The 19,644-nt window shown below is 63.4% G+C and carries 16 protein-coding genes and 2 pseudogenes; 16 read left to right on the top strand and 2 right to left on the bottom strand.

Annotation, left to right across the window (positions count from 1 at the left end; translation table 11 throughout):
- Positions 1–103: 103 nt before the first annotated feature.
- From HWX09_RS25400 to HWX09_RS25370, 7 genes and pseudogenes are all read left to right on the top strand, one after another.
- Positions 104–247: pseudogene (locus HWX09_RS25400) on the top strand (type IV secretion system protein VirB10); the annotation flags it as partial.
- Complete coding sequence (virB11, locus tag HWX09_RS25395; protein ID WP_051421327.1) at positions 244–1,413, top strand: P-type DNA transfer ATPase VirB11; 1,170 nt, start codon at positions 244–246, stop codon at positions 1,411–1,413. The pseudogene HWX09_RS25400 and the gene virB11, both read left to right, overlap by 4 nt.
- The gene (locus HWX09_RS25390) at positions 1,388–1,768 is read left to right on the top strand and encodes a hypothetical protein (protein ID WP_080681218.1); all 381 of its coding nucleotides are present in this window, start codon (positions 1,388–1,390) and stop codon (positions 1,766–1,768) included. The genes virB11 and HWX09_RS25390 overlap by 26 nt, the downstream gene beginning before the upstream one ends.
- Complete coding sequence (locus HWX09_RS25385) at positions 1,768–3,513, top strand: type IV secretory system conjugative DNA transfer family protein (RefSeq protein WP_080681219.1); 1,746 nt, start codon at positions 1,768–1,770, stop codon at positions 3,511–3,513. The genes HWX09_RS25390 and HWX09_RS25385 overlap by 1 nt, the downstream gene beginning before the upstream one ends.
- Positions 3,510–5,351, top strand: a complete 1,842-nt coding sequence (locus tag HWX09_RS25380; protein WP_080681220.1) for a PriCT-2 domain-containing protein — start codon at positions 3,510–3,512, stop codon at positions 5,349–5,351. The genes HWX09_RS25385 and HWX09_RS25380 overlap by 4 nt, the downstream gene beginning before the upstream one ends.
- Positions 5,352–5,604: 253 nt before the next feature.
- The gene (locus HWX09_RS25375; protein ID WP_080681221.1) at positions 5,605–6,129 is read left to right on the top strand and encodes a hypothetical protein; all 525 of its coding nucleotides are present in this window, start codon (positions 5,605–5,607) and stop codon (positions 6,127–6,129) included.
- A gap of 1 nt (position 6,130) precedes the next feature.
- On the top strand, positions 6,131–7,186 hold the full coding sequence (locus HWX09_RS25370; protein WP_080681222.1) for a relaxase/mobilization nuclease domain-containing protein: 1,056 nt from the start codon (positions 6,131–6,133) through the stop codon (positions 7,184–7,186).
- Between the two features lie 58 nt (positions 7,187–7,244).
- Here HWX09_RS25370 and gltS read toward each other — a convergent pair.
- Positions 7,245–8,455, bottom strand: a pseudogene (gene gltS, locus HWX09_RS25365) (sodium/glutamate symporter).
- 200 nt (positions 8,456–8,655) lie between these two features.
- Between gltS and HWX09_RS25360 the strand changes: the two are divergent.
- The 9 genes from HWX09_RS25360 to HWX09_RS25320 all read left to right on the top strand — a co-directional run bounded on the left by HWX09_RS25360 (position 8,656) and on the right by HWX09_RS25320 (position 18,487).
- Positions 8,656–9,168 carry a hypothetical protein gene (locus tag HWX09_RS25360; RefSeq protein WP_155257294.1) on the top strand — a complete coding sequence of 171 codons (513 nt, stop codon included), beginning with the start codon at positions 8,656–8,658 and terminating at the stop codon, positions 9,166–9,168.
- Between the two features lie 130 nt (positions 9,169–9,298).
- Positions 9,299–10,708, top strand: a complete 1,410-nt coding sequence (locus HWX09_RS25355; protein ID WP_027782059.1) for a circularly permuted type 2 ATP-grasp protein — start codon at positions 9,299–9,301, stop codon at positions 10,706–10,708.
- A gap of 61 nt (positions 10,709–10,769) precedes the next feature.
- On the top strand, positions 10,770–11,717 hold the full coding sequence (locus tag HWX09_RS25350) for an alpha-E domain-containing protein (RefSeq protein WP_027782060.1): 948 nt from the start codon (positions 10,770–10,772) through the stop codon (positions 11,715–11,717).
- Between the two features lie 12 nt (positions 11,718–11,729).
- Positions 11,730–12,530, top strand: coding sequence for a transglutaminase family protein (locus HWX09_RS25345; protein ID WP_027782061.1), 801 nt, complete (start codon positions 11,730–11,732; stop codon positions 12,528–12,530).
- On the top strand, positions 12,527–13,342 hold the full coding sequence (locus HWX09_RS25340; RefSeq protein WP_080681223.1) for a peptidase: 816 nt from the start codon (positions 12,527–12,529) through the stop codon (positions 13,340–13,342). The genes HWX09_RS25345 and HWX09_RS25340 overlap by 4 nt, the downstream gene beginning before the upstream one ends.
- Before the next feature lie 268 nt (positions 13,343–13,610).
- Complete coding sequence (locus tag HWX09_RS25335; protein ID WP_027782062.1) at positions 13,611–14,867, top strand: putative Na+/H+ antiporter; 1,257 nt, start codon at positions 13,611–13,613, stop codon at positions 14,865–14,867.
- A 233-nt stretch (positions 14,868–15,100) separates the two neighbouring features.
- Positions 15,101–16,093, top strand: coding sequence for a DUF389 domain-containing protein (locus HWX09_RS25330; RefSeq protein ID WP_027782063.1), 993 nt, complete (start codon positions 15,101–15,103; stop codon positions 16,091–16,093).
- 228 nt (positions 16,094–16,321) lie between these two features.
- Positions 16,322–17,554: a dicarboxylate/amino acid:cation symporter gene (locus HWX09_RS25325; protein ID WP_027782064.1), complete on the top strand. Its 1,233-nt coding sequence runs from the start codon at positions 16,322–16,324 to the stop codon at positions 17,552–17,554.
- A gap of 264 nt (positions 17,555–17,818) precedes the next feature.
- Entirely contained in the window at positions 17,819–18,487 is a 669-nt protein-coding gene (locus HWX09_RS25320) for an NAAT family transporter (RefSeq protein WP_027782065.1), read from the top strand.
- A gap of 879 nt (positions 18,488–19,366) precedes the next feature.
- On the opposite strand, the gene HWX09_RS25310 is transcribed toward HWX09_RS25320, so the two are convergent.
- Positions 19,367–19,585: a hypothetical protein gene (locus HWX09_RS25310; protein WP_034185346.1), complete on the bottom strand. Its 219-nt coding sequence runs from the start codon at positions 19,583–19,585 to the stop codon at positions 19,367–19,369.
- Positions 19,586–19,644: the final 59 nt, after the last annotated feature.

The raw sequence follows: 19,644 nt of genomic DNA, 5'->3' as shown, positions 1-19,644 counted from the left end.
TGCGCCTTGATTTCCATTTTTTCTGGTTCCCACTACATTCTGATGGGAACCAGATTGCCGCCTATGAACCTTCATGAACAGACGGTGCTGGCGAAGCGCTTACGACATGGCTACGCGCGTGCTCGATCAGACCATCAATATTGCACCCACGCTCAAACAGAATCAGGGCGCGGAATTCACGATTGTTCTCGCGCGTGATCTCGATTTCAGTTCCGTCTACACCCTTGAACCGGAGGGCGTGCGATGAACGCTTATGCGCATACGCCATCGGTGGCGCCCGCTCCTCTAGCCGATGCACTATCCGTGTTACCCGACGACGCGTCGGTGAGGGAGTTGATGCGTCCGTTTGCACCATTGCTCGAAGATGCAGAAGTCACCGAGCTCGTCATCAATCGCCCACAGCGCGTACTAACTGAAACTCGTCTAGGCTGGCAAGCGCACGAGTGCTTGGAGCTCGACTTCGAGCGACTGATGGCGTTTTCCGTCGCGATTGCGACCCTGACGAATCAGGGCATTTCAGCCGAACGTCCATTGCTCTCAGCACTGCTGCCGGGCAACGCGCGCATCCAGATTGCTGTACCGCCGGCGGTTCCTCCGGGCTCGGTTTCGGTAACGATTAGGCGACCGTCCGCCGAGGGGAAGACGCTCGAGTGCTATCGCGACGAGGGGCTTTTTGAGATGACGCAGTGGCACCGCCCGGGCGGCCTCGATACGGCGACATCGGCTTTGCATGCAGAAGAGCGGTTGCTCATCGAACGGCTGGATGCACGCGAGTTTGCCGCCTTCTTTGAGCACGCCGTGCAGGCGCGCAGGAACATCGTCGTTGTCGGTAACACAGGATCTGGCAAAACGAGCTTTATGCGCAGTTTGTGTCGATACTTGCCCTCGAACGAACGCATTGTGACGATCGAAGACGTGCGCGAACTATTCATCGGGCATCTGGATAACTGCGTGCACCTTCTGTACAGCAAAGGCGACCAGGGCCGCGCCCGCGTCATGCCCGCAGACTTGATTGCCAGCGCCATGCGCATGCGCCCCGATCGGGTATTGCTCGCCGAGCTGCGCGGCTCGGAAGCGTACGATTTTTTGAAGCTGCTGACAACCGGACACGCGGGGTCGATGACGAGCTTTCATGCCTCCAGTGCGCTCGTTGCCATCGAACGCTTCGCGTTGATGGCCAAAGAGCATCCGGAGGCCGCGGCGTGGGATGTTGCATCGCTTAAACGCTTGCTATTTCTCACGATCGACGTGGTTGCGCACATGCAGGCGCGGGCGGTGCTCGACTCGCACGGCGCTCAGATCGGCAAACGCTGGGCGATGACTGAAGTGTGGTTCGATCCGCTGCGCAGAATCGGGCAGGTGGACAATCAGAGTGGAGGGAATCGTGATGCGACAGCCGCGTCCAATCTCTGACTGGTATTCATTTTCGTGGCGCGCGACGATTGTCACGCTTTGCGTCGTCATCGGGATGTTGGCTGCGCTTGGTGTTGCAGTGTGGTTAGCTACCTGCACGCTATACGTGAGCTTGCACCTCAATCCGCTTCGCGCGCATTGGTCGGCATGGATCGATGCACTTCTTGCGTGGTCCGACGGCGGTCTGCCGAATATGGGCAGGCGTTTGGCCGGTGCAGGTTTCATCGGACTGGCCATTGCCTTTGGCGGTCCTGCGCTTGCCGTCTACGCATGGTTTGAGCGGGCAGCGCGCCGCTCGCTTTACGGCGACGCGCGTTTTGCCACCGATGCGGATATTCGCAAGGCGGGATTGTGATGAGGCAGGGCTTGCTCACGACACCACCACACCCAGCGCTTGTCGTCGGCCGCTGGCGTAGTCGCTATCTGCGCTTTACGGGGCAGCAGTTCGTGTTGCTTGCTGCACCCGCGCGTTCGGGAAAGGGTGTTGGCGTCGTCGTGCCGAACCTGCTGAGCTATCCCGATTCTGTCGTGGTGCTCGACATTAAACAGGAGAATTTTCAGCTAACTGCCGGCTTTCGGCACGCACACGGGCACGCGGTGTATCTCTTTAATCCCTTTGCGGAGGATGGCCGAACGCACCGGTATAACCCGCTATCCGTAATCGGCGACGGGTTGTTTCGTGTGGGCGACATCCTGGCCATTAGCCACGTGTTGTACCCGGCGGGTGGACACGACGAATTCTGGAAAGACCAGGCCCGCAATCTGTTCCTCGCGCTCGTATTGTTGCTGTGCGAATGGCGCGATGCTTGCCTCGCGGAGGTGGCCGATGCGCCGGACTATCCGGTGACAATGGGTGAGGTACTACGTCAGTCCTCGGGAAACGGGATGCCGCTTAAGGTCTACTTGCAACGGGTGTTGGCGCGAGATCGACAGTGTTTGAGCCGAGCCTGTGTTGACGCGCTGAATCGCTTTCTCTCCAACGACGACAAGGTGCTGGCCAGCATCCTGGCGACATTTAATGCGCCCCTTACAATCTGGGCCAACCCGATCGTCGATGCTGCAACGAGTGCGAGCGACTTCGATTTGAGAGACGTGAGAAAGCGCCGAATGTCCGTGTATCTCGGTGTAACGCCAGACCATCTGAGTGAAGCAGCGCTGCTGATGAATCTGGTCTTTTCTCAGCTCGTGAATCTGAATACCAAGGAGCTGCCGCAGAACAATCCCGATCTAAAATATCAGTGTCTGCTGTTGCTAGATGAGATGACATCAATCGGGAAAATTCAGATCCTCGCGCGAGCAGTGGCCTACATGGCCGGCTACGATCTGCGCTTGCTCTCGATTGTGCAATCTGTTTCCCAACTCGAATCGGTTTACGGCCGTGCCGACGCGAGAAGCATCGTGACGAATCATGCGATGCAGATCCTGTTTGCGCCGCGCGAGCAGGCAGATGCCAACGCGTACTCGGAGATGCTGGGCACGCGTACGGCACATTCGCGCACAACGAGCCGCTCAGGGGGCATCTTCGCGGGCCGAGGTGGCACAAGTGAGAGCTTCTCCGAACAGCGCCGGCCGTTGATGTTGCCGCAGGAACTCAAAGAACTCGGTCGTGACAAGGAGATCATCCTTCTTGAAAATACCCGGCCGATTCTGGCCGATCGGATTTGCTACTGGCGTGATCCGGTCTTCACGTCACGTCTGATGGACGCGCCCACGGTGCCGGCACTAGATATCGCTGGATTTACTGCTCAAATCGAGCACCGGGTAGTGGACTTAGCAGACGACGAAGTCAACGCCCATACCTCGAGTCTTGCACACGTTTTACCTGATTATCTGGAAGGTGCTCAGGCATGGGATCCGCAGGACTTGTCGCAACCGCCGGACGATATCAGTTGCGAGGACGCTCATGCATACGTGGAACAGCAATTTGCGTTGTTTGGCGCGCCAGCCGATGACACAGCGCGCGCCCGAGACCATTTGTCGGATAACAAAGCCGGTACGGCCGGGGCTGCACCGGCCACAGGACACTCGTGTCAAAGTGCGCGCCGTACCCGGACATCTGCCCGTACCAGCGAGGTGTCTGCGGGTGGAGCGAACTCATGAACGGCCCCTTCGTGAGCGAGGCAGAGCGGGTGCGCGCCGCTTTGTCCACGATCCCGGCCGACGACTATACGACCTGGGTCGACATGGCGTTTGCGGTGAAGCAAGGGTTTGGCGACGCGGGCTTCGATCTGTGGGACGCGTGGAGCCAAACGGCATCCAATTACGATGCGCGAGCCGCACGTGTGACGTGGCGTTCGGCGAGTCAAAATGGGGGGAAGACGCTCGCGTCGCTGTTTTGGCTAGCTAGTCGGCATGGGTTCGACCTTGCCGACTCGCGTGTGCTTGGCAATCGTACGAGTTCCACCGCGACTCGTTCCGCCCCCATGGTCGACGGCGGGGCCGAACGCACGCGAAAAAGCCAGGCAAGGCGAGCTGCCGTCGCGCGTGAAGCGCGAGCGATCTGGCGATGGGCGCGCCCGCTCGCGCCCGACCATCCCTATCTGACGCGCAAGCAGATCCAGTCAGTGCCCGGGCTACGCGAGCTCGAAGCGGAGGAGTTGCACGTGTTGCTCGGCTACGTGCCCAAATGCACCGACGAGCCACTTTGTGGTCGCGTGTTGATCGTGCCGGTCAGCATCGGGGACCGAATCTCGACGCTCGAACTGATTGATCGTGATGGACGTAAATCCGCACTGGCGGGTGGCGCAAAAGCTGGGGGCTGCTGGGAAGTCGTACCGATGCGAAGTCATGGCGAGGTACGCCTGCCGATTGCGATCGCCGAAGGCGTAGCGACGGCTGTGTCGGCATGGCAAGCAACCGGATGGTACACGCTTGCCGCCTTATCGAGCGGCAATCTGCTCAAAGTGGCGCTTGCCTGGCGCGCGCGATATCCGCAAGCCGAACTCGTTGTTCTTGCTGACCTCGGTGCGGGCTACGCGCATGCCGTGCATGCGGCGCGCGATGCTCGGGCGAGATTGGTGGCTCCCCAGTTCACGCGAGGATCGCGTATCGACAATCAGGTACCGACGGACTTCAACGATATGGCAGTGCTCAGCGGAATCGGTGCTCTTGGTGAACTTTTGCGAAGCGCTACTCGTGGCAGCCCCATACCTGCGCCGCTTGACGCAGGTATGGGCGGCAACATGGTGGCGAACAGCATGTCATTTAACCTAGCAGGAGGTCAGGATATGGCGCGCGCGAGGGCAGACAAGGGCGAAGGTGCGCCCGAGGCGGGACAACGCACCATGCCGAACGGTTCAAGTGACGAGGAAACACCGGTGCGAACGCCAGACAATGGGCACACGGCAAGACCTTCTGCTGCGTGGATCGGCCTGCAGGGTGAATCTATTGCGGGCGAGAGCACGATCGAGCCATCACGTCGGCCGCCCGGGGCGTTGCTTTATGGGCTCGACGTGGTGCCGGCGGAAGCCAAGGCGTTGGCCCAGCATCGGTTTGGTGTCACGTTAAGGATGGCGACACCACGAGAACACGGCGGCCCCTATCGAGGAGAGGTGTTCAATACCGAGCATTATCTCGTTCAAGAGGTCGCGCCGCGAAGCGTGGTATTTCACGCCAAGGCGCAGATGACATTTGTCTCGGATCGGTTGCGATGGATGAACGAAAATCATCGCTTAAACGGCGCGGATGTACAGATTGGCTACGACGGCGAACGAGCGAAAGTCTATCCGTGGGACCGCGCGCGCGATCAGCTCGAGCGTGCGGTGGCGTCGCTAAAAAAATCGGCGCGGGAAATGGGACTGGGCGAAGACATGGACGCGAAGCTCGACGCATTGCAGACTGCATCATGGGAGCGTGTAAAAGCAGCGCGTGCGACTGCGCTCGTACAAGCGAAGACGCGCACGCAAGGTCGGGGCGACACCGATGACCCACCGCGGTAGTCGATAGCGTGATACGCAATATTTGGATTGTCACCACATAGATCACCCTTACAGACCGGACGATAGGCGAGGTTCGTCATGGATGAACGTGAATGGTTGTCACTACACGAGACTGGCACTGATCCCGTCACGAACGTGATCGAGCCGGATTTATCACTGGAGATTAAGCCCGATCGACACAGTGCGACCGGCAGACCTCTGTTCGGTCGAGCATGCGTTTGCGTTGCCTGCGGTATCTGAAAGGTCGACGAACATGGGATCGCGAACTCGAGCACGCGTTGCCGTCGAACTGGGCACGCTCAAGCCCATCTGGGCGGCCTGGTGTGCGCAGCGTGGCGTGCTACCGGGCGAAGGGTTGCGCCGGCTCGTGGCCGAGGCGGTGGGAATTACCGTCGAGCCGCCGGACATAGCGCGGTTGCTCGAACCTATGAGCGAGCGCGAAGTGCGAATCGGAGTAGGGCTCGCGCGTGCCGAACTGGAATGCGTCAAAGGACAGGCCTATCTGAACGGCTTTACGCCGAATCGATGGATTGCCGCGTTGGTTCGGGCACACCTGACAAATCAACCACAGTTCGGAAACCGTGAATTAATGCTGCTCGCGGAGTCGAATCGGCAACTCGCCGCAATTCGTACGCGACTGAACGAACTGGCAAGGCACACAGATGCTAGCGAGCGCATGGAAGGATTCGATTGGGAGCAGCTTCGCGGCAAGATCGACGCGCACTTGCGCACAGTGGTGAAACATCTACAAAGCAATCTGGACCGATGGAGTTGCTGATATGCCGTTTCCTAAAGCCTATGTCGATTCGCTTCTGGTCAATTGGGGAGATCGATTGTTCCCTGAGCCACTGCGGCACTCACGCGCCCTGTATTTGTCGCACGGGGCGCTACCATCCGACGCACGGCGCTTGCGTGAGCGGTTAGCCTTGATGCTTCGGCGCGCACCCGAAGTGATGGTAAAGATTACAAATCGGGCTTCGGGCGCTCAGGGCATGGGTGCGGTACGTCGCCACTTGCAATATATTTCTCGCCACGGTCGTGTCGGATTGGAGGATCAGGACGCACGCATCATTGCCGGGGATGCCGCATTGCAGGATCTGTGCGAGGAATGGAAATGGGGTGGCGTGGGACTACCGGAACAAAGCCGACATCGTGAAACGTTCAATGTGATGCTGTCGATGCCGCCCGGTACGAGCCGCGAGGCGGTAGGCAATGCGGCCCGAGCGTTTGCGCGGGAGATTTTTGGAGATGGACGACCGTATGTGTTTGCCCAGCATGATGATGAAGCACATCCTCATGTGCATCTTTGCGTTCAGGTGCGCGGTCCTGACGGGCGGCGTCTGAATCCGCGTAGGCAGGATCTACGGCATTGGCGAGACGAGTTCGCTCGACAGTTGCGCGAACAGGGCGTCGAGGCTAACGCGACGCCGAGACTGGTGCGCGGCCAGACGCAGCGCTTGCCGAAACAGGCTGTTGTTCGGATGGCCTCTCGCGGCGTTGCTCCGCGTTTTTACCAGCCCGTGATTAGCGAGAGGGCACAAAGCTCGTTGTGGCGCGCGCATATCGAATCATTGAGCGTGTGGCGCGAGCTTGCGCACGCATTGGCCAACTCTATCGAGCCTGAAGACCGTGCCATGGCGATGGGTGTTGTGGACTTTGTGCGGCGCATGCCGGTGCGGCGACTGGATCCCGAAGCGCTGCTGCGGGATAGCGCTGCCGCGCAGTCGCGGCGTGCCCAATCGCCCGAACGGCCGCGCAGTTCGTATGACCTAGAACGACGGCGTCGTCGGGGCGCTGAGTACCACGAGTTCGATCCGCCATTGGAAAGGGATTGATCGCGATCGTACGTGGGCCGGACATACCAGCGAGCCGACGAATTCCGGCGCGCGGCCTTCATCCGTAAATCGGCAACGCCAGAAACAGCTTGATGACGATCGCGTTTGCGATGTCGATGAAGAACGCGCTGACCATCGGCACGATCAGGAACGCCATGTGCGACGGGCCGAAACGCGCGGTCACGGCCTGCATGTTCGCGATCGCCGTGGGCGTTGCGCCGAGGCCGAAGCCGCAATGGCCGGAGGCGAGCACCGCCGCGTCGTAGTTGCGGCCCATCAACCGATATGTGACGAACACCGAGTACGCGACCATCAGCACGGTTTGCGCGACGAGCAGCACGAGGATCGGCAGCGCGAGCGAGGCGAGTTCCCACAGGCGCAGCGTCATCAGCGCCATCGCGAGGAACAGCGCGAGGCTCACATTGCCGAGCAGCGACACCGCATGCTCGGACGGCCGCCAGCCGAACAGCGACAGCCCGTTGCTAAGCACCACGCCGACGAACAGCACGCACACGAACGTCGGCAGTTCGAACGCGGTGCCGCGGATCAGCGATTCGATCGCAGTGCCGCCCGACAGCGCGATCGCGAATAGCGCGAGCGTATTGATGAACGCGGACGGCGTCATTGCCTGCTGCTCCTTCGGATGTTCGAGACCGCCGGTGTCGCCAGCGGCGCCCTGCGGCGCGTGAGGTTCGGCGAGACCGGGTGTCTTCAGGTTGCGCGTCAGGAAGCGCGCGATCGGGCCGCCGAGCAGGCCGCCCAGCACGAGGCCGAACGTCGCGCATGCGATCGCGGCCTCGGTCGCCGATTCGATCCCGTGGCGCTCCGCGAACACCTTGCTCCAGGCGGCGCCGGTGCCGTGCCCGCCCGACAGCGTAATCGAGCCCGCCAGCAGGCCGAGCAGCGGGTCGAGCCCAATGGCCTTCGCTAGGCCGATGCCGATCGCATCCTGCAGGATCAGCAGGCCGAGCACAACGAGCAGGAAGCGCACGAGCATCGGGCCGCCGGCCTTGAGGCTCGACAGCTTCGCGTTCAGGCCGATCGATGCGAAGAACGCGAGCATCAGCGGCGCCTGCATCGACGTGTCGAAACGGATCTCGGTGCCGGCGAAGCCGCGCAGCGAGGTCAGGGCCAGCGCGACCACGAGGCCCCCGCGACGGGCTCGGGGATCGTGTATGCGCGCAGCACGCCGATGCGCGAGACCAGCAACTGACCGAGCAGAAGAACGAGCGATGCTGCGACGAGCGTGCCGAAGGTATCGATTTGCACGATGGGTTATCCGGTCGTTTTGTTGACACGATTATCCGTCAACGTGTCCTGCGATGGGGCAGGTTCGATCGTCGATCGTCATCGCTCGTCAGCGAAATCAGCCCAGTCCGATTTACTTGCCCGCGAACCGAACGCGATACTTGTATCGGCAACTTTCCATTCAAACGAGCGCGGTGCGGTACTGCCGAGGACGGACCCCTATGAACATCATGGGCCATCGACACATCATCGGACGGCTGGCGACACGGGTTGCGCATCCGTTCACGGATGGGCGGTCAACGCCTGGGCGGCGCGCCCGGCACCCGGTCATTGTCATGGCGATGGCGGGATGGATGTTCGGCGCTGCCTGTGTCGCGGCGCCGCACTCGCATGAGACGCGGCAGCCGGCCGCGATCGGGATGCACGACAGCGCGAACCACCCGCACCCCGGTTTCATCGCGCGCCCGGCCGCCGCACCCACTGGCGTCACGCACGACGGCCTCGGCGAATCGAACCGCAAGGCACGCGAATCGGCCGCGCACGCGAAGGCGCGCTATCCGTACAAGCCTGCCGCGTCGTCCGATACCGCGAAGGCGCTCGGCATGACCGACGCTGAACTGGCATCGTGGCTCACCGACATCCGCCAACAGGCGTCCGCGCCGATCCTTCGGCCGCAGAGACGCGGTGAGGCTCAGCTTCACCCCATGCATCCGGCACGCCCGACCGATTCCTGACCCTGCCGAACGGCGCGGTTTCCGACGACCGGCGGGGCCGTCGGTCGCATTCATCGCCCGTTCCCGGCGCAAGCACCGCCACATGCCGATGGCGGACCATCCAACCAGAAACCAGCAAACGGAGACCCGCATGCAGTTCTACGACGAGATGCATCTCGAAGGCGGCGCCGTCCGGCGTCACTACGAAGCGTTCGATCACTGGCTGAGCCAGCAGACCGACGACACGATGCGCCGCAAGCGCGCGGAAGCGGATCTGATGTTCCGGCGGGTCGGCATCACGTTCGCCGTCAACGGCGACGAATCGGGCGGCGAGCGGCTGATCCCGTTCGACCAGATTCCCCGCATCGTGCCGGCCGACGCGTGGGGCACGCTCGAGGCCGGCCTGCGGCAGCGCGTAGAGGCGTTGAACCGGTTCCTGCACGACGTCTACCATCGCGGCGACATCGTGCGCGCCGGCATCGTGCCGGCCGCGCAGATCTACGCGAACGCGCAGTATCGGCCGGAGATGCAGAACGTCGAGGTGCCCCGCGACATCCGCGCGCACATCGCGGGCGTCGACATCGTGCGGGCCGGCGACGACGGCGTATTCTACGTGCTTGAGGACAACCTGCGCGTGCCGTCGGGCGTGTCGTACATGCTGGAGAACCGCAAGATGATGATGCGGCTCTTTCCCGACCTGTTCGTGCGCAACCGCATCGCGCCTGTCGCGCATTACCCGGACCTGCTGCTCGACACGCTGCGCGCGAGCGCGCCGGACGGCGTCGACGATCCGGTCGTCGTCGTGATGACGCCCGGCATGTACAACTCCGCGTATTTCGAGCACACGTTTCTCGCGCAGCAGATGGGCGTCGAACTCGTCGAGGGCAAGGACCTGTTCGTCGACGGCGGGCACGTGTATATGCGCACGACTCACGGGCCGAAGCGCGTCGACGTGGTCTATCGCCGGCTCGACGACGATTTTCTGGATCCGCTCGCGTTCCGCAGCGATTCGGCGCTCGGCGTGCCGGGGCTCCTCGGCGCGTATCGCGCGGGGCGCGTGACGATCGCGAACGCGATCGGCACCGGCATCGCCGACGACAAGTCGATCTACCCGTTCGTCCCCGACATGATCGAGTTCTATCTCGGCGAGCAGCCGATCCTGAACAACGTGCCGACCTACCAGTGCCGCAAGCCTGACGATCTCGCATACACGCTCGCGCATCTGCCCGAACTCGTCGTGAAGGAAGTGCACGGCGCGGGCGGTTACGGGATGCTCGTCGGGCCGGCCGCGACGAAGGCCGAGATCGATGTGTTTCGCGCGCGGCTGGTCGCGCAGCCGGACAACTACATCGCACAGCCGACGCTCGCGCTGTCCACCTGCCCGACCTTCGTCGAAGCCGGCATCGCGCCGCGCCACATCGACCTGCGTCCGTTCGTGCTGTCGGGCCGCACCGTGAAGATGGTCGCGGGCGGCCTCACGCGCGTCGCGCTGAAGCAGGGCTCGCTGGTGGTGAATTCGTCGCAGGGCGGCGGCACGAAGGATACGTGGGTCGCTGGATGAGCGCGGCACGGCGGCCCGCCGGGCGAGGCGACGGCCGGAATCACAAGACACAGGAGGCAGCATGCTGAGCCGCACCGCGGATCATATCTACTGGATGGCGCGTTATCTGGAGCGGGCCGAGAACACCGCGCGCATCGTCGACATCAACCTGAAATCGCTGCTGCTGCCGCAGGACGACGAACGGCAGGGCCGCACGCTGCGTGCGCTGCTGCGCTCGGTCGAGCTCGAACCGGCGTTCTCGGCGAAGCATGGCGAACCCGCGCCGGACACGGTCATCGCGTTTCTCGTCGCCGATCGCGACAATCCGTCGAGCATCCGCTCCTGCTTGCGCAGCGCGCGGGAGAACGCGCGCGCGGTGCGCGGCCTGCTGACGACGGAGTGGTGGGAGACGATCAACCATACGTGGATCGAATGCACCGAACAGCTCGCCTCGGATGCGCTCGCGTCCGATCCGCATGAATTCCTCGAATGGGTGAAGTCGCGCGTGCACCTTGCGCGCGGCGTGTCGATCGGCACCGCGATGCGCGACGACGCCTATCACTTCTCGCGGCTCGGCACGTTTCTCGAACGCGCGGACAACGTCGCGCGGATGCTCGACGTGCGTTTTCTCGACATCGAGCAGGCCACCGCCGACGCACCGGACGAGATCGACGAGTTCTACTACTGGACGTCGATTCTCACGTCGGTATCGGGGATGGAGATCTATCACAAGGTCTATCGCGACGTCGTGACGCCCGACCGCGTGGCCGAACTGCTGCTGCTGAACCCGGCCATGCCACGCTCGCTGCGCGCGGCGATCGACGATTTCTGCATGACGCTCGACAAGCTGAAGAACGGCGCATCGGCCGAGTGCGAGCGCGAGGCCGGCCGGCTGCGGGCGGAGCTGCACTACGCGGACATCCGCAAGCTTCGCGCGCAGGGGCTGCACGCGTTCCTGAACGAATCGCTCGAGCGCGTGTATGCGCTCGGCAACATGGTCTCGCGCACCTTCATGATGTCCGCGAGCTGAATCGAGGTTCCCATGTATCTGACCATTCGACACGACACGATCTATCGCTATTCGGCGCCGCTCACCTATTCGATCCAGCAGATCCGGATGACGCCGCCGGCGCTGCCGTCGCAGTATGTCGCGGGCTGGCGGATCACCGCGCCCGGCGCGCTCGACGCGTCGACGGATGCATACGGCAACGCGCTGCATTCGCTGGTCGTCACGCGTCCGCTGACCGAGATCGCGCTGCACGCGCACGGCGCGATCGATACTCAACCGCTCGACGAGGGCCGGCTCGGGCTCGACCCGGGGCCCGTGCCGGTCGAGCATTACACGTGCGCGACGGGGCTGACCGAGGCCGACGGCGCAATCCTCGAACTCGCCGCACCGCTCGGCGCGGGCGACGGCCCGGGCGCGTTCATCGCGCTGGCAGAGCGGATCGCGGGCACGGTTGCGTACCGGCAGGGAATCACGGTCGCGACCAGCACGGCGGCCGACGCGCTCGCGCTGCGGCACGGCGTATGCCAGGACCATGCGCACCTGATGCTCGCGTGCTGTCGCGCCAGCGGCGTGCCCGCACGCTACGTGAGCGGGTATTTCGACGCGGGCGATGTGCAGCATGCCGCGAGTCACGCGTGGGCCGACGTGTGGGTGCGCGAGATCGGCTGGGTGTCGATCGACGTCACACACGCGCGCTTCGCGGGCGAAGCGTATTGCCGCGTCGCGACCGGCCGCGACTATGAAGCGGCCGCGCCCGTGCGCGGCATGCGCATCGGCGGCGGCGACGAGTCGCTCGACGTGCAGGTGGACGTGCAGGCGGGAGGCGTGCAATGACGTATTGTGTGGCGATGCGCGTGGACGAGGGGCTCGTGTTCCTGTCCGATTCGCGTACCAATGCGGGCATTGATCACGTGAGCACGTTCCGCAAGATGGTGCTGTTCGAGGTGCCGGACGAGCAGGTCGTCGTGCTGCTGTCCTCCGGCAATCTGGCGATCACGCAGGCGGTTACGCAACGTCTCGCGTCGCAGCTGAGGACCGATCCGCAATCGATCTGGCGCGTGCGCTCGATGCATGATGCGGCGCGGCTCGTCGGCGACGCGGTGCGGGCAGTGCATGCGCGCGATGCGCAGTCGCTGCGCGAGTTCGGGGTCGACTTCAACTGCAGCTTCATCGTCGGCGGGCAGGTGCGTGGCGAGGCGCCGCGGCTGTTCCAGATCTATGCAGCGGGCAATTTCATCGAGGCGTCGACGTTGAGCCCATATGTGCAGATCGGCGAGGCGAAGTACGGCAAGCCGATCATCGAGCGGATGCTGGGCGAATCGATGCCGCTCGCGGACGCGACGAAGTGCGCACTGATTTCGATGAACTCGACGATTCGCTCGAACATGTCGGTCGGGCTGCCGGTCGATTTGCTGGTGTACGAACGCGATACGCTGAGCGCGACAAAGTTCACGACGTTCGACGAACGCGATCCGTACTACCGGATGCTGAATACGACGTGGGCGGAACGGCAACGGTCGATGTTCAACGAGATTCCTAACTTGCCGTGGGGCGAAGTGACGAAAGGGCCGATGCCGAGGATGGCGCCGGAGCGCACGGCGCTGCGGGAGGGTAGCGAGGGCGAAGCGGGGAGGGCGCGCGAGTAGGGGGCGTCGTCGCTGCTTTCCGGGCGTCAATATTTTGTACAATCGGATCCGTCCCGTTATTTATAGGACTGGTCCGATTGGGGTGAATCCACGATAGCGATACCCTTCGGATGCCAGATTCAAACGGGTGGCCCGTACCGGTCACCCGTCTGCCTCCGCGTTCGCAGCAATGCGGTCACCTTGACGGGACCCTGCGTTGCGCGGTCCATCGTGCTTCACCCGGCCCTAGCCGCGACCCGTCGCGTGCCGGATTTCAAGGAATACCGACATGCCCCACATCGTCGAACTCGCCGGCGCGATCATCTTCGGCTTCGCGCTGTTGCACACCTTCCTCGCGAAGCGCTTCGAAGTGCTCGCGCATCGCCATCCGCGCCACGCGGGGCTGTTCCATTTTCTCGGCGAGGTTGAGGTCGTGTTCGGCTTCTGGGCGCTCGTGCTGCTCGTCACGATGACGGCGCTCGCGGGCCCGAAAATTGCACTCGATTACGCCGAGTCGCGTGTGTTCACCGAGCCGCTGTTCGTGTTCACGATCATGGTGATCGCCGCGAGCAAGCCGATCCTCGACGCGGTCACCGGGCTCGTGCTGCGCATCGCGCGCATGCTGCCCGTCAACACCGAAGTGGCCGTCGTGTGGCTGTCGCTCGCGCTGATCCCGCTGCTCGGCTCGTTCATCACCGAGCCGGCCGCGATGACGCTCGCCGCGCTGATCCTGCGCGACCGGCTGTTCTGCGCGCCGATCCAGGAGCGCTGGAAATACCTCGCGCTCGGCGTGCTGTTCGTCAACGTGTCGGTCGGCGGCACGCTGACGGCTTACGCGGCGCCGCCCGTGCTGATGGTCGCTTCCGCGTGGGGCTGGGACAGCGCGTTCATGGCTGCGCAGTTCGGCTGGAAGGCACTCGTCGCGGTGCTGATCAACGCCACCGTGCTGACGGCACTGATGCGCGGCCCACTCGCGGGCTTGCCGGCGCAGGCTGCCAAACCCGACGCCGTGCGCGTGCCGGTCAGCGTCACGCTGATCCATATCGGCTTTCTGATCGGCGTCGTGCTGAGCGCGCATCATCCGGTGATCTTCATCGGCCTGCTGCTGTTCTTCCTCGGCTTCACGCATGCGTATGAGCGCTATCAGTCGCCGCTGATGCTGCGCGAGAGCCTGCTCGTCGCATTCTTCCTGGGCGGTCTTGTTGTACTGGGTGGGCTCCAGCAGTGGTGGCTGCAGCCGGTGGTCGAGTCGATGGACGCGTATGCACTGTATGCGGGTGCGCTCGGCCTCACCGCGATCATGGACAACGCCGCGATCACTTATCTCGGCTCGCTGATCGCGGGTATCCCGGACGAGGCGAAGTACATGCTCGTTGCGGGTGCGGTGGCGGGTGGGGGCCTGACCGTGATCGCCAACGCGCCGAATCCGGCCGGGCTTGCGATCGTTCGGAAGGGCTTTCATGACGAATCGGTGAGTGTCGGCGGGTTGCTTGCCGCGGCGATCGTGCCGACGATTGTGGCGAGTGCGGCGTTGCTGTTTCTTTGAGTTTCCCCGTAGGGCACGGAGCGGTTCTTTCTTGAGAGGCGAGGGCACGACCGATTATCGGACTGGGCCGATGGCTTCGACCGGACGGTTAGAAAATAATGATCGCTCGAACCAACGACGAAGGTTTGTTCGACGCGCTTGACCCAGCGTGTCCTCGTATTCGCCGTCCTTGCCGGGCTTTTTTTTTGCGCGTGCGCCTATCGCACGCGGCTCATCGATCCCACTCAACGCTCATGATCCACCTGCGCCTGGTTGTTCCACCGGAACGCGTCGCGGTCGTCACGGCCATGCTGATCGCTCGCGATGACGTCACCAATCTGATGCACCTGCCGGGCGCCGCGCTGCGTCCGGCGGGCGATGTCGTGCTGTGCGACGTGGCCCGCGAGACGGCCGACGACTTGCTCGCCGGGCTCGATGCGCACGACGTCGGCGGCTCGATCGAGATCGGCATGATGGAGTCTCAACTGGCGCAACGGACGGCGTCGGGCGGCGCGTCCACCCGCGACGACGCCGATGCCGTGTTCTGGCGCGGGGTCGAGACCCAGGCCGAGCAGAGCGTCGCGAATCACTGGATGTTTCATGCGTTTCTCACGTTGGCGGTGGCGCTCGCGGCGATCGCGGTGAAGCTCGACTCCGCGATCGTCGTGATCGCCGCGATGGTCGTCAGCCCGGACTTCGGCCCCGTCGCGGCCGCCTGTGTCGGCACGATCCGGCGCGGCAAGCGCTACCTGGTCCTGCAAGGTGCCGCGCTGCTCGGGACCGGCTTTGCGCTGTCGGTCGGGATCGTCGCGATCGCCGCGTTCGTCGGTGCCTGGGCGGGCTGGTTCGACATGCACGACCTGCTCGCGCCGCGCCCGCAAACCGACTTCATCTGGACCCCCGATCGCTGGTCGTTCGTCGTCGCGCTGCTCGCCGGCGCCGCCGGTGTGCTGGCGTTGACGTCGCCGTCGTGGTCGAACGCGCTCGTCGGCGTCTTCATCGCGGTCACGACCGTGCCGGCCGCCGGCAATCTGGCGCTGGCGATCGGCATCGGTCTTCACGATTTCCTCGTGACGGGCGGCTACGTCGGATGGACGTTCGGCCGCGATACGATTCCGACCGAGATCGGCGGCTCGCTTGCGCAACTGGCTGTCAATGTATTCGGCATGGTGTGCGCAGGCATCGCGACGCTGCTCGCGACCCGCTTCGTCGACCGGCGGCGTGCCGCCATGCGTGTCGCTGCGTGATCGGAACGGGTGGGCGGTCAGCGCTGCACGCGCTGCGCCGTATCGAGCGCGGGCCAGCCTTCTTGCTGATGCGCGCGCGTTCCACCGCCGGAATAATCAGCCTGGTCCTATAGTCCGGACCGTCGTGCATGCCGACAATCGATTGCATCTCAATCTTGTCGGCATCGCGGCTTCATCACCGTCACCTTCTCGACGGAGCGCCGCCGCCGACCGAATCCTGGAGGCGACATGCGCGTGCTTACCCGCTTCAAACTTTCGCCGCTGGCGATGTGGCAGCAGATCCTGATCGCGATGATCGCCGGCGTCGCCGTCGGCCAGCTCGTCGGCGAGCCGGCCCGGATGCTGCAGCCGCTTGGCGACGTGTTCATCTCGCTGATCCGGATGTGCGTGATTCCCGTCGTATTCGTATCGCTCGTGTGCGGGATCATGTCGCTGTCCGATCTCGCGACGATGCGGCGGATCGCGTGGAAATCGCTTGCGATCTACGCGCTGCTGATGGCGTCGACGGCCGCCCTCGCGATGGCCGTGGCCACGCTGTTCGGTGTCGGCAGCGGCTTCGGCCTGCCCGCGCAGATCGGCGCGGCGGCCGTCGAGCCGGTCGGCCTCGTCGACGCGCTGCTGTCCGCGATTCCGTCGAATCCGTTCAAGGCGTTCGCCGACGGCGCGCTGCTGCCGACGATCGTGTTCGCGATCTTCTTCGGGCTGGCGGTCAACCTGTCGGGCGAACACGGCGCGCCGGTACGCAAGCTGTTCGAGAGCCTCGCGGCCGTCGTGTTCCGGCTGATCGGGATGGTGCTGAAGTTCGCGCCGCTCGGCGTGTTCGGGCTGATGGCGTATGTGACGGCCGACCACGGGTTCTCGGCGCTCGGCCATCTCGGCTCGCTCGTCGCAGTGAACTACGTCGTGATGGCGGTTGTGATGACCGTGTTCTGCGCGGCGCTGCTGAGGCTCGTGGGCCTGCCGCCGCTGCCGTTCCTGCGCAAGATGATGCCGGTCCAGTTGTTCGCGTATTCGTCGGCGAGCAGCGCGGCCACGCTGCCGCTGAATCTCGACACCTGCCGCGCGCGACTCGGCGTCGGCGAAGGGGTGGCGAGCTTCGTGCTTCCGCTCGGCTCGACGGTCAACATGGCGGGCCTCGCGTGCTATCTCGGCACGGTGGCCGTGTTCGCGAGCAACGCGTACGGCATCGAGCTGTCGGCGATGCAGCTCGCCACCGTCGTCGCGACGACGACGCTCGCCTCGATCGGCGCGGCCGGCGTGCCGGGCGCGGGGCTCGTCGTGATGAGTCTCGTGCTGGCGTCGGTCGGGCTGCCGCTCGAAGTGATCGGCGTGATCGCGGCGGTGGACCGCTTGATCGACATGGGCTGCACGTCGGCCAACGTGACCGGCGATTCGGTGACAGCCGTCGTCGTCGCGCAGTCGGAGGGCGCGCTCGACGTCGAGCGGTATCGGCAAGCGTGAATGATGCGTGGAATGCGCTGCGTTCGATTCGCGCCGTGCCGGTTTCATACTGTTCCCCGATCTGCAACAGAATGTTTCGGTGCCGCAAAATCGGACACGACTGATTCCGTTGCGTGTTGCGCTCCATGACAATCTCCGTTGTGCGAGGTGCCGGGCATCTGCTCTGCCGCTTCGCATAAAACGATCTGCGATTGCGGCCGCTCCTGTCGAGCGGCCGTTTTTTTGCGTCATGTGACGCACCATCAACGGAGAACCATTGTGGCGATGTCGGTTGAACGACTGATTCCTGAAATCCTGTTCGGCTTCACGGGCCTGGTCGGCATCATCAATCCGATCGCGATGGCCTTCGTGTTTCTCGAGCGCACGCAGTCGCTGACGGAAGCCGAGCGCGCGCAGCTGACGAAGAAGCTCGCGATCAACGTGTTCGGCACGCTGCTCGTGATTTTCTTCGTCGGCGCGCCGGTGCTGAACTTCTTCGGTATCTCGATGGAGGCGCTGCGGATCGGCGGCGGGTTCGCGGTGGCGGTCGCCGGCTGGTCGATGCTCAACGCGCCCGACGTGCCGGGCGGCTCCACGCCGGCGCAGGGTGGTGATCTCCAGAGCCTGATGTCGCGCGCGTTCTTTCCGCTGACGGTGCCGCTCACGATCGGGCCGGGGTCGATCGCGGCCGGTATCGCGCTGCATGCGAATCGCTCGCGCGGTGTGTCGGATTATCTGATGTCGGGCGTGATTTCGCTGGCCGTCGCCGCGCTGGTCGCGCTCGCGATCTGGCAGATCTACAGCCGCGCGACGACGCTGGCGCGTTATCTCGGCGCGGACGGCACGAAGGTGGCGATGCGCGTGTCGGCGTTCCTGCTGCTGTGTGTCGGCGTGCAGATCATGCTGACGGGCGTGTCGGAGTTCGTTCGTACCGTGGGGGCGCAGGCTGGTTGAGCGGGGTGTGCGCGGGCGTCAGGCCGGCGCGCCGGCCTTTGTGACTCAAGGCCGCCCTCTCTAAACCTCTTCGGCGCTAGTTAGTTTATTCGGCTGACCGGACCCGGGCGTTGGAACGTATATCGTCGCTCTGTAGCTCTTGCCGCCTGAGGAAAAGGAAACGGTGTAATTGACGCCAGCAACAATTTGTTGCCTTGCTGCGGTCACCTCATAGTCTGTGAGCTTTGCATTCAGGCTTTGCGCGATATCGGATCTGACCGAGTCGATAACGTTACGTATTTCGGAAACAGTGCTTGCGTCCAGACTCATATCCGATAAACCGCCCGGTATCCCCATGATTGCCTCCTCGTCGTGAGCCAGCCCTAAATAATCACTTCTGCCATGTGGGACCGTTATACCGATCAGGGTAGCTAAATTAGCTTAGGCGGCTCTTCGAGTATTGGCAAAGTAAATATGCGGAAGCAATTCATCCTCCATTTTTGCGCGGGAATTGCGGTCCCTTTCAAAGCCGGGTCGAATCCGGCCCACGGGTGCGTTATGATTCGCGTCAGCCATGATCAACTCCTTGGTTGAGTTGGTGGTGGTCAGCGGGTCGTCGGTGCTCCAACGCTCACGGCCCGCGCTCGTTTACGCCGCAGAATCTTGCAACCCGATTCATCGGATGCCGGATGCTTTTGAAGGAAATTCATCCGCGCGCGAAAACTGGTATCCACTCTAGCGGAATCGACGGCCGAGCAGGTGCTCGTTATGTGCGTTTTGTGATCGTTAGCCGTTCGGCCAATGTACGTTGGGAAGAGCGCTTCGATGCGCAATCGGGCGATTCGCGCAATGCAGATCGCGCGTTTCGCCGAACCTGCCGAGTCCGACCGACGCGACGCGCTACGCGGGATCGATCGTGAAATTCTTGAGCGCGTAGTGCGCGCGACACGTCCAGAGCGTATCGCCGCCGCGATGGAAAACCGCGACGCCATCGCGCACGGTCATCCTCGTGCGCGGATACACGGCGCCATGTCCGTTGACGGCTGCGGCGAGATCGTTGCGCTCCTTGCAGGCGGCCCAGTATTCGCCGTCTTGCAGTGTCGTCTGTCGTTGATTCATATGAACTCCGATCGCGATCGGTATCGCATCCACGCGACAGGGCTTCGATGCGGGCACTC

The organism is Burkholderia sp. BCC1208 (assembly GCF_902833095.1).
In the GTDB taxonomy this organism is placed as follows: Bacteria; Pseudomonadota; Gammaproteobacteria; order Burkholderiales; family Burkholderiaceae; genus Burkholderia.
The sequence above is the reverse complement of the archived record's forward strand: the minus strand, read 5'-3'. Positions and strand labels throughout refer to the sequence as shown.